Below are 9,937 nucleotides of genomic sequence, written 5' to 3'. Positions count from 1 at the left end.
CCGACTTCCTCGATCGGATGGGTGGCGAGTTTTGCACGCGTGGCCTTGAACGAGGTCTGGTTGACCTTGTTTTCCAGCATCCAGTCGCGGGCGAACTTGCCGCCCTGGATGTCGGCGAGAACGCGCTTCATCTCGGCCTTGGTCTCGGCGGTGATGATGCGCGGGCCGGTGACGTATTCGCCGTATTCGGCGGTGTTGGAGATCGAGTAGTTCATGTTGGCGATGCCGCCTTCATAGATCAGGTCGACGATCAGCTTCACTTCGTGCAGGCACTCGAAATACGCCATCTCGGGCGCGTAGCCGGCTTCCACCAGCGTCTCGTAGCCGCCCTTGATCAACTCGACCAGGCCGCCGCACAGCACCACCTGCTCGCCGAACAGGTCGGTCTCGCACTCTTCCTTGAACGAGGTCTCGATGATGCCGGCGCGGCCGCCGCCGATCGCCGAAGCGTAGCTGAGGCCGAGGTCATGGGCATTGCCGGAAGAATCCTTGGAAATCGCGATCAGGCAGGGCACGCCGCCGCCGCGCTGGTATTCCGAGCGCACGGTGTGGCCGGGGCCCTTCGGCGCGATCATCAGCACGTCGAGATCGGCGCGCGGGTCGAGCAGGTTGAAATGCACGTTGAGGCCGTGGGCGAACACCAGCGCCGCGCCATTCTTCATGTTGTCGTGCAGGTGCTCGCGATAGATGTCGCCCTGCAATTCGTCGGGGGTCAGCATCATCACGAGGTCGGCCCATTTGGCGGCCTCGGCGACTTCCATCACCTTGAAGCCGGCGTTTTCCGCCTTCTTGGCGGAGGCCGATCCCTTGCGCAGCGCGATCGCGACGTCCTTGACGCCGGAATCCTTCAGGTTCAGCGCATGGGCGTGGCCCTGGCTGCCATAGCCGACGATGCAGACCTTCTTGCCCTTGATCAGGTTCAGGTCGGCGTCGCGATCGTAATAAACACGCATGGTCGTTCCCTCATCGGTGGCCGAATCGGCCGGTTAATCAGGCTTTCAGGTGGTCAGGACCGCCGGTCGCCCGTGAATTTCCGGCGTTGTCTAGAGCATTTTCCCGCTCAGGGGAAATCCGTTTTGGCATGGCGCGGTGCGGCATCATGCGTCCGTCAGGACCGGGTAGAGCGAGGCCAGCAGCAGCAGCGCCATGACGATGTTGAAGGCCCTGACGGCCCGGGGCGAAGTCAGGATCGGCCGCAGCGCGCTGCCGAACGCCGCCCAGGCCGCGCAGGACAGCGTTCCCAGCAGCAGGCTGAGCAGCACCTGGATGACGATATTCCAGGGAAAAGCGGCGATGCCGGCATAGGCGGTGATGGTGCCGATCACCATCACCCAGCCCTTGACGTTGATCCACTGGAACATGGCGGCGCCCCAGAACGTCATCGGCCCGCGCGCGTTGTCCTGGCCAGGCGTCGCCGGTCCGGACATCGCGATGTGGACGGCGAGATAGATCAGATAGGCTATCCCTGCATATTTGAGGATCGTCTGCAGCACCGGATAGGTGATGAAGATGGTGCCGAGCCCGAGGCCCACCGCACCGACCATGAAGGCGAAGCCGATGGTGATGCCCGCGGCATGCGGCAGCGTGCGGCGGAAACCATAGGTCAGCCCCGACGACAGCAACATGATGTTGTTCGGCCCCGGCGTGAAGAACATCACCGTGGCGAACATCACAAAGGCGATCAGCAGCGACTGCGACACGCTAGCTCTGCTCGCCGGGTTTCGGCTTGCGCAGCAGATAGGTGCCGTGCAGCGGCGCGTGGTAATCGGCCGAGACCAGCGTGAAGCCGACATCGGTCAGCAAGCGCTCGATCACCCAGCCGAAGGTAGAGTATTCGTCGCGCATGTGGGTGACGACGCTGTCGCGATCGAACTCGTGGTTCTTGATGCTGAAATCCGCCCACGCCTCGACGTCGCGGTCGACGCCGTCGGGCATGCTGACGAAGACGATGTCGCGCAGGTAGAAACTCGCGCCCGGTTTCAGCGCGGCATGGATTCGCGCCAGCGCCACCGCCTTCCAGAAATCCGGCAGGTGATGCAGCACGAATTCGCTGACGATCAGGTCATACGAATTGGGCTTGTAGGCAAAGCTCAGCAGGCCCGCGGGCTGGGTCCGGACCGCGACCTTGCGGTCGCTGGCCTGGATCTTCGCCAGCGCCAGCATCGCCGGCGAAATGTCGATGGCGTCGACCTCGGCGCCCATCAGCGCCGCCTCGACGGCGAGCACGCCGTTGCCGCAGCCGATATCGGCCACCCGCCAGCCGGGCTGTACGCCGAGCATGGTCAGCGCCGCGCGGGCGCGCAGGTCGCTGTCGTCATGACGGTCGTAGATCGAGGCGACCGCGGAATCCAGTCCGAGGCGACGCCGTTGCGTGTAGTACCAGTCGCGCGCCAGCATGGCTTCACATCCCCTCGGGCCCGCGAGCGATGGCGGCGACGCCGGTGCGCGAAACCTCGACGAGGCCGAGCGGGCGCATCAGGTCGATGAACTGGTTGATCTTGGCGGAGTTGCCGGTGATCTCGAACACGAAGCTTTCGGTGGTGGCGTCGATGACGCGGGCGCGGAACGCCTCGGCCAGCCGCAGCGCCTCGACCCGGTGCTCGCCGGTGCCGCGCAGCTTCACCATCGCCAGTTCGCGCTCGATCGAGCGTCCCGTCAGCGTCATGTCGACGACGCGGTAGACCGGAATCATGCGGTCGAGCTGGTGCTTGATCTGCTCGATCACCATCGGCGTACCCGTGGTGACGATGGTGATGCGGGAGACGTGTTTCTGGTTCTCGGTCTCCGAGACCGTGAGGCTTTCGATGTTGTAGCCGCGACCGGAGAACAGCCCGATCACGCGCGCCAGCACGCCCGGCTCGTTCTGGACCAGCACCGACAGCGTGTGGGACTCAATCGGATCGTGGCGGTCTTCCATGAAATAGGCGGATGCGGGCTGGTTCATTGTTGTCGTCCCCAAATTGGCGTTCACGCCGGCACCCTGCCACCGGCGACGGCGGCTTGCGGAATGACCCAGCGATTGAACAAGTCGAAATCGATATTGCCGCCGCTCAGGATCAGGCCGACTCGCTTGCCGCGAAGTCTGGACTTGTCCTGCAAAGCGGCGGCGAGTGCCGCAGCACCTGCGCCTTCAGCGAGATTGTGGGTATCGGTCCAGTAGGCGCGGATCGCGGCGGCTACCGCGTCGTCACTGACCTGCACGATGCGCGAGCAGCCCTTGCGGATGATCGCCAATGCATCGGGATCGGGGACGCGCGTCGCCATGCCATCGGCCAGCGTATTGCTGCTCTCGGTGGTGACGACGGTGCCGGCCGCAAAGGACAGCGCGTAGGACGGCGCTTCGGTGGATTGCACGCCGACGATTTCGGTTTTGAACCCGAGCAAGTCGCGCGCCATGATGCAGCCGCAGACGCCCGAGCCCTGCCCGATCGGCACATAGAGCACATCGAGATCCGGCGCCTTCCGCAGCAGTTCGAGCGCGTAGGTCGCGACGCCGAGCACCAGGTTGGGGTGAAACGCCGGCACGATGTGAAATCCGGTGGCGGCGGCGCGGCGAATCGCTTCCTCGCGCGCGGCCTGAAAATCCTCGCCATGCTCGACGAGCTCGGCACCGAGCGCCTGCATGCTGCGATTCTTCTCGACCGAATTGCCCCGTGGAACGTAAATCGTCACCGGCAGGCGGTAGCGGCTCGCGGCGTAAGCCAGACTCTGGCCGTGATTGCCGCGGGTCGCCGAGATGATTCCGGTGGTGCCGGGCTGCTCGCGCTTCAGCCGGTCGACATAGACCAGCCCGCCGCGCACCTTGAAGGCGCCGATCGGCGTATGGTTTTCGTGCTTGACGATGACATCGGCGCCGAGCCGCTCCGACAGCAACGGCCACGCCAGCGCCGGCGTCGGCGGCATCGCCGTGCCGACAACGCCGTGTGCGTGTTCGAGTTGCTGCAGATCAAACATCGGCCCGGCTCACCCTCACACCAGCGCCTTGCCGCCGGCGAAGGCGGCGGCGGTGGCTTCGTCGTTGGCTTCCGCCGGCAGCAGCATCTCGTTGTGCGCCTTGCCGGACGGAATCATCGGGAAGCAGTTTTCCAGCGCCGCCACCCGGCAGTCGAACAGCACCGGACGCTTGACGTCGATCATCTCCTGGATGGCGCCATCGAGGTCGCCGGGCTTGGTGGCGCGGATCCCGACACAGCCAAAGGCGTCCGCGAGCTTGACGAAATCAGGCAGCGCCTCGGAATAAGTGTGCGACAGCCGGTTGCCGTGCAGCAACTGCTGCCACTGCCGCACCATGCCCATATACTGGTTGTTCAGGATGAAGATCTTGATCGGCAGTTCATACTGGATAGCCGTCGACATCTCCTGCATCGTCATCTGCACCGAGGCGTCGCCGGCGATGTCGATCACCAGGCTGTCGCGATGCGCGACCTGGACGCCGACCGCCGCCGGCAGGCCGTAGCCCATGGTGCCCAATCCGCCCGATGTCATCCAGCGATGCGGTTCCTCGAAGCCGAAAAACTGCGCCGCCCACATCTGGTGCTGACCGACTTCGGTGGTGATGTAGGTATCGCGCCCGCGCGTCAGCTCGAACAGCCGCTCGATGGCGTATTGCGGCAGGATGATATCGCTGTTCTTCTTGTACGACAGCGAGTTGCGCGCCCGCCATTTCGCGATTTCCTGCCACCACGGCTTGATGTCCGGCCGCTTCGCCTCCGCCTTGAACACCTGCAACAGGTCGCCCATCACATTGGCGCAATCGCCGATGATCGGAACGTCGACGCGGATGTTCTTGTTGATCGAGGACGGATCGATATCGATGTGGATCTTCTTCGAGTTCGGCGAGAACGCATCGGTGCGGCCGGTGATGCGGTCGTCGAAGCGCGCGCCGACGCACAGCATGACGTCGCAATCATGCATCGCCATGTTGGCTTCGTAGGTGCCGTGCATGCCGAGCATGCCGAGCCAGTTCTTGCCCGAGGCCGGATAGGCGCCGAGACCCATCAGGGTCGAGGTGATCGGGAAGCCGGTGACTTCGACCAGCTCGCGCAGCAGCCGGGAGGCTTCGATACCGGAATTGACCACGCCGCCGCCGCTGTAGATCACCGGGCGCTTGGCGGAGGCCAGCAGTGCCACCGCCTTGCGGATCTGCGTGGCATCGCCCTTCAGCCGCGGCGTATAGGACAGGTGAACGTCGGACTTGCGCGGCGGGTGATAGGTACCGGTCGCGAACTGCACGTCCTTCGGCACGTCGACCACAACAGGGCCGGGACGGCCGGAACTCGCGACGTAGAACGCCTCATGCAGCACCTTGGCGAGATCGTTGACGTCGCGCACCAGCCAGTTGTGCTTGGTGCAGGGCCGGGTGATGCCGACGGTGTCGCATTCCTGGAACGCGTCATTGCCGATCAGGTGGGTCGGCACCTGCCCGGTGATGCAGACCAGCGGGATCGAATCCATCAGCGCGTCGGCCAGCGGCGTCACCATGTTCGTGGCGCCCGGCCCCGAGGTCACCAGCACCACGCCCGGCTTGCCGGTGGAGCGCGCATAGCCTTCGGCGGCGTGGCCGGCGCCCTGCTCGTGCCGCACCAGGATGTGCTCGACGTCGCTCTGCTGGAACAGCTCGTCATAGATCGGCAGCACCGCGCCGCCGGGATAGCCGAAGATATGCTGGACGCCATGATCGATCAGCGCGCGGACGATCATGGCTGCGCCGGTCATCTGGTTCGGATCGTGGCTGGTATCGCTCATGGCTTGCTCCGGATGCGCTGTGGTCAGCGGCTTTTGTCTGTTGGCTGTTGGGAAAATAAAAAGGGGCCCAAGAGGCCCCATGCACACCGCCCGAATGTGGATGGCCTCAGCCACCCCCGGCGGTGCGCCTGGGTACGACGACGATAAGGAGTTTGGTAATAATATTACGCATTCGGCGGCCCAGACTTCCCAAAGGTTGCGCGGAACATACTGCCCAAGCCTGAAAAGTCAAGCCACGGAGGCAATCGGCGCAGAAATAGAGCTTAGCGGGGTTTTTTGCCCCGGGCGAGCGCAATTTGCTGGTTCCAGCCATGCGCCCGCGGTCCTCGTTCCGTCATTCCGGGGCGCGAGTGAAACGAGCGAACCCGGAATCTCAAGATTCCGGGTCTGGTCCTTCGGACCATCCCGGAATGATTGTCGCCAACCATTCCCTCCCCGCCTCCGGCTTCACCCACTCGAATTCCGGCAGTTGATGCCGGAACCAGGTGAACTGCCTCTTGGCGTAGTGCCTGGTATCGGCGCGGCCGATCTCGGCCGCCTCGTCCAGGCTGATCTCGCCCTCCAGATGCCGGATCAAAGCCGGCACGCCATGCGCCTTCATCGCCGGCAGCTGGGAATCGAGTTTTCGCGATGCCAGCGCCGCGACCTCGTCCAGTGCGCCGGCTTGCAGCATCGTATCGAAACGCGCATCGATCCGCGCATAAAGCGCGTCACGGTCGGGCTCAAGAAACATCGCGCGGAAGGTATTTGGCGGCAACAGCGGCGGCAGGCCGTCGCGATGCCATGATGTCAGCGAGCGCGACGTCGCCTCCACCACTTCGAGCGCGCGGGCGATGCGGCTGCGGTCGCGCGGCTTCAGGCGCTCGGCGGAAGCCGGATCGCGCCGCGCCAGTTCGGCATGCAGCGCCTCGACGCCGTCGCGCTCCAGCCGCGCGCGGACGGCTTCGCGGATCTCGGCGGGGATCGGCGGCACCGATGACAGGCCGCGCGTCAGCGCCTTGAAATACAGGCCGGAGCCGCCGGCAAAGATCGGCAGGCGATTTTGCGCGCGGAGGTCCGCCAGCACGTTGGCCGCATCGGCCACCCAGCTTCCGGCCGAGAAATTTACCGCGGCATCGACATGGCCATAGAGCCGGTGCGGCACCCGCGCCTCCTCCTCCAGCGTCGGCCGCGCCGTCAGCACGCGCAGGTCGCGATAGACCTGCATGGAATCGGCATTGATGACGACACCGCCGGTCTTTTGCGCCAGTTCGAGTGCGAGCGCCGACTTGCCGCTGGCGGTCGGCCCTGCGATAAGCACCGCCTTGTCATTTTCCACGTGTGAAGCCACTCGGATGTCTCTCGTCGCCACGCTCATTTGCAACCCCGCCGACCCCGCGCTCGATAGCACGGTGGTGGACGGCGCGCGCGCCGTTCTTGGCCAGCCCGAACAGGCGCAGTGGCTATTCGACGAAGTGGCGGTCGACATCCCCTTCGAAGGCAGCCACGACGAAATCGGCGCCGTCGTCACCCGCCTGCGCCAGGCGCGCGGCGATTTGCCGGTCGACATCGTGGTGCAGCCTCGGGCGTTCAGGCGCAAGAAGCTTTTTCTGGCCGACATGGATTCCACCATGATCGGGCAGGAATGCATCGACGAGTTGGCGGATTTCGCCGGCCTCAAGGCCCATGTCGCCGATATCACCGAGCGCGCGATGCGCGGCGAAATCGAGTTCGAGCCGGCGCTGCGCGAACGCGTCGCACTCCTGAAGGGCCTGCCCGTCGACGTGGTCGACGAGGTGCTGAAAACGCGTATCATTGCGACGCCGGGCGGCCGCGAACTGGTCATGACCATGCGTGCCCATGGCGCCTACACCTGCCTGATCTCGGGCGGTTTTACCTTGTTCACCGGCGTCGTTGCCGAGCGCATTGGATTCCAGGAAAACCGCGCCAATGAACTCGAGGTCGCGGACGGAAAGCTGACCGGCGAAGTCCGCGAGCCGATCCTGGGCCGCGCCGCCAAACTGGCAACCCTGATCGAGCTGCGCGAATCCCTGGATCTCGACGAGATCGACACCATGGTGACCGGCGACGGGGCCAACGATCTCGGCATGATCGAAGCCGCCGGACTCGGCGTCGCCTACCACGCCAAGCCGGCGGTGGCGGCGGCCGCCGCGGCCAGGATCGACCACGGCGATCTTACGGCGCTGCTGTATGCGCAGGGCTATCGGCGGGATGAGTTTGTGGGCGCGTGATCTCTCGCCGTCATCACCCGCGAAAGCGGGTGATCCAGTATTCCACAGATCGCAATCATGAACGGCAGTGATTACTGGACACTCCGCCTTCACGGAGTATGACAGCCCCCTACTGCACGCCCAGCGCCACGAAACGCAGTTCGCCTTCCGCGTTCGATACCAGCAACAGGACGGATTTCTTGCCCTCCTTCTTCAGCTGATCGACCCGCTTCTTGATGTCGGCGGCGTTGGCGACCGACTCCTGCGCCACCTCGACGATGACGTCGCCGGCGCTGAGCCGCTTGTCGGCGGCGTCGGAGCCGCTGTCGACGCCGGTGACGATGACGCCCTTGACGGTGTCCTTGATCTTGTAGCGGGTGCGCAGGTCCTTGCTCAGGGTGGCGAGGTCGAGGCCGAGCGCCTTTTGCGTTACCGGCTTCTCCATGGGCTCTTCCTTGCCCTTGACTGCGGTCTGCACCGCCTTGTCATCCACAAGGCGGCCGAGCGTGACCTTGCGGATCTCTTCCTTGCCCTTGCGGATGATGACGACGTCGACCTCCTTGCCGACCGCGGTGTCGGCCACCACGCGCGACAGGTCCTTTGGCTCCTTGATGTCCTTGCCGTCGAATTTGACCACGACGTCGCCGGGCTCGATGCCCGCCGGTTTCGCCGGACCTTTGTCCTCGACGCCGGCGATCAGGGCGCCGCGCGCCGGCTTGATGCTGAGGCTTTCGGCGATTTCGTCGGTGACCTGCTGGATCCGGACGCCGAGCCAGCCGCGGCGCAATTCGCCGAACTGCCGCAGCGAATCCACCACGCCGACCACCGTCTTCGACGGCACCGCAAACCCGATACCGATCGAACCGCCGGTCGGCGAGATGATCAGCGTGTTGACGCCAACCACTTCGCCATCGAGATTGAACAGTGGTCCGCCGGAATTGCCGCGGTTGATGGAGGCGTCGGTCTGGATGTAGCTGTCATAGGGCCCGGTGTTGATGTCGCGGTTGCGCGCCGAAACGATGCCGGCGGTGACGGTGCCGCCAAGGCTGAACGGATTGCCGATCGCGATCACCCATTCGCCGAGCCGCAGCTTCTCGGAATCGCCGAACTTCACGGCGACCAGCGGCTTCGCCGGCGGCTTGAACTTCAGCACCGCAAGGTCGGTCTTCTTGTCCACGCCAACCAGCTCGGCCTTGATCTTGGTGCCGTCGTTCATGATGATGTTGATCTCGTCGGCATCCGCGATGACGTGATTGTTGGTCACGGCAATGCCCGCGGTATCGACGATGAAGCCGGATCCGAGCGAGTTGGTCTTGCGCGGCTGGATCTCGCCGCCCTTGGAGCCGCCTCCCGGACCGCCGCGTCGGTTCTTGAAGAAGTCGTCGAAGAACTCCTCGAACGGCGAGCCCGGCGGCAGTTGCGGCATCGCGCCACGGTCGCCGCCGGATGAACCGCCCTTGGCCTCGACGGTCTGCGAGGTCGAGATGTTGACCACGGCGTCGATCACCTTTTCGGCGACATCGGCGATGCCGTCCGGGCCGCGCGCCGAAGCGGGCGCGGAGAAGACCGGCCCGACAAGCAGGCTTGCGGCGCAGATCGCGGCCATCAGGGGGCGCTGGCGATAGCTCGGGTATGGAATCGCACCGGTCATATCGGCTTCTCTCTTTGCGAAAGGTCGGAATCTGGCGGCAACAGTGCGCCCGAACAGGTCTGCGGCGCAAGCATTTGAGGCGGATAATAGGGCGAAAAGCCGACGCCGCGGGCTCACGATCGCGTTGATCCGGCAGCCTTTTTACCGTGGTTATCATTCCGGGATGGTGCGAAAGCACCAGACCCGGAATCTCGAGATCCGGGTTCGCGCCAGGGCGCGCCCCGGAATGACTGATGCTAGCGCCGCACGAACCAGATCAGGACCAAGCCCAGGACCGCCGATCCGATGCCGACGATACGCAGAATGTTGTCCGGCGTCGCCATGGCGCTCT

Annotated in this window: 10 protein-coding genes; 1 reads left to right on the top strand and 9 read right to left on the bottom strand. The window is 64.7% G+C overall.

The window, feature by feature from the left end:
• From ilvC to miaA, 7 genes are all read right to left on the bottom strand, one after another.
• On the bottom strand, positions 1-953 hold a 953-nt coding region (gene ilvC / locus Q8N40_RS18730), incomplete at its 3' end, for a ketol-acid reductoisomerase (protein WP_305712867.1).
• Between the two features lie 144 nt (positions 954-1,097).
• The gene (locus tag Q8N40_RS18725) at positions 1,098-1,700 is read right to left on the bottom strand and encodes a LysE family translocator (RefSeq protein ID WP_305712866.1); all 603 of its coding nucleotides are present in this window, start codon (positions 1,698-1,700) and stop codon (positions 1,098-1,100) included.
• Between the two features lies 1 nt (position 1,701).
• Entirely contained in the window at positions 1,702-2,397 is a 696-nt protein-coding gene (locus tag Q8N40_RS18720) for a class I SAM-dependent methyltransferase (protein ID WP_305712865.1), read from the bottom strand.
• Between the two features lie 4 nt (positions 2,398-2,401).
• Positions 2,402-2,944, bottom strand: a complete 543-nt coding sequence (gene ilvN / locus Q8N40_RS18715) for an acetolactate synthase small subunit (RefSeq protein ID WP_305712864.1) — start codon at positions 2,942-2,944, stop codon at positions 2,402-2,404.
• Positions 2,945-2,967: 23 nt separating this feature from the next.
• Entirely contained in the window at positions 2,968-3,954 is a 987-nt protein-coding gene (locus tag Q8N40_RS18710; protein ID WP_305712863.1) for a threonine dehydratase, read from the bottom strand.
• A gap of 15 nt (positions 3,955-3,969) precedes the next feature.
• Positions 3,970-5,745, bottom strand: coding sequence for an acetolactate synthase 3 large subunit (locus Q8N40_RS18705; protein WP_305712862.1), 1,776 nt, complete (start codon positions 5,743-5,745; stop codon positions 3,970-3,972).
• A 373-nt stretch (positions 5,746-6,118) separates the two neighbouring features.
• A complete protein-coding gene (gene miaA, locus Q8N40_RS18700) occupies positions 6,119-7,102 on the bottom strand; it encodes a tRNA (adenosine(37)-N6)-dimethylallyltransferase MiaA (protein ID WP_305712861.1) in 984 nt (327 codons plus the stop codon).
• On the opposite strand from miaA, the gene serB reads away from it, so the two are divergent.
• Positions 7,080-7,976, top strand: a complete 897-nt coding sequence (serB, locus tag Q8N40_RS18695; RefSeq protein WP_305712860.1) for a phosphoserine phosphatase SerB — start codon at positions 7,080-7,082, stop codon at positions 7,974-7,976. The genes miaA and serB overlap by 23 nt on opposite strands.
• A 109-nt stretch (positions 7,977-8,085) precedes the next feature.
• On the opposite strand, the gene Q8N40_RS18690 is transcribed toward serB, so the two are convergent.
• The gene (locus Q8N40_RS18690; RefSeq protein WP_305712859.1) at positions 8,086-9,606 is read right to left on the bottom strand and encodes a Do family serine endopeptidase; all 1,521 of its coding nucleotides are present in this window, start codon (positions 9,604-9,606) and stop codon (positions 8,086-8,088) included.
• Positions 9,607-9,842: 236 nt separating this feature from the next.
• Positions 9,843-9,937 (bottom strand): DUF2065 family protein (locus tag Q8N40_RS18685; protein ID WP_305712868.1); only part of this gene is annotated, 95 nt, incomplete at its 5' end.

The organism is Bradyrhizobium sp. (assembly GCF_030693485.1).
Taxonomy (GTDB): domain Bacteria; phylum Pseudomonadota; class Alphaproteobacteria; order Rhizobiales; family Xanthobacteraceae; genus Bradyrhizobium.
Note: the sequence above shows the minus strand (reverse complement) of the source record. Positions and strands in the feature narration are given on the sequence as shown.

Bases quoted from the DNA above. Each gene is read 5' to 3' on its own strand.
- Q8N40_RS18720 (WP_305712865.1), bottom strand. From the start codon at position 2,397: ATGCTGGCGCGCGACTGGTACTACACGCAACGGCGTCGCCTCGGACTG.
- ilvN (WP_305712864.1), bottom strand. From the start codon at position 2,944: ATGAACCAGCCCGCATCCGCCTATTTCATGGAAGACCGCCACGATCCG.
- Q8N40_RS18710 (WP_305712863.1), bottom strand. From the start codon at position 3,954: ATGTTTGATCTGCAGCAACTCGAACACGCACACGGCGTTGTCGGCACG.
- Q8N40_RS18705 (WP_305712862.1), bottom strand. From the start codon at position 5,745: ATGAGCGATACCAGCCACGATCCGAACCAGATGACCGGCGCAGCCATG.
- serB (WP_305712860.1), top strand. From the start codon at position 7,080: ATGTCTCTCGTCGCCACGCTCATTTGCAACCCCGCCGACCCCGCGCTC.
- miaA (WP_305712861.1), bottom strand. From the start codon at position 7,102: ATGAGCGTGGCGACGAGAGACATCCGAGTGGCTTCACACGTGGAAAAT.
- Q8N40_RS18690 (WP_305712859.1), bottom strand. From the start codon at position 9,606: ATGACCGGTGCGATTCCATACCCGAGCTATCGCCAGCGCCCCCTGATG.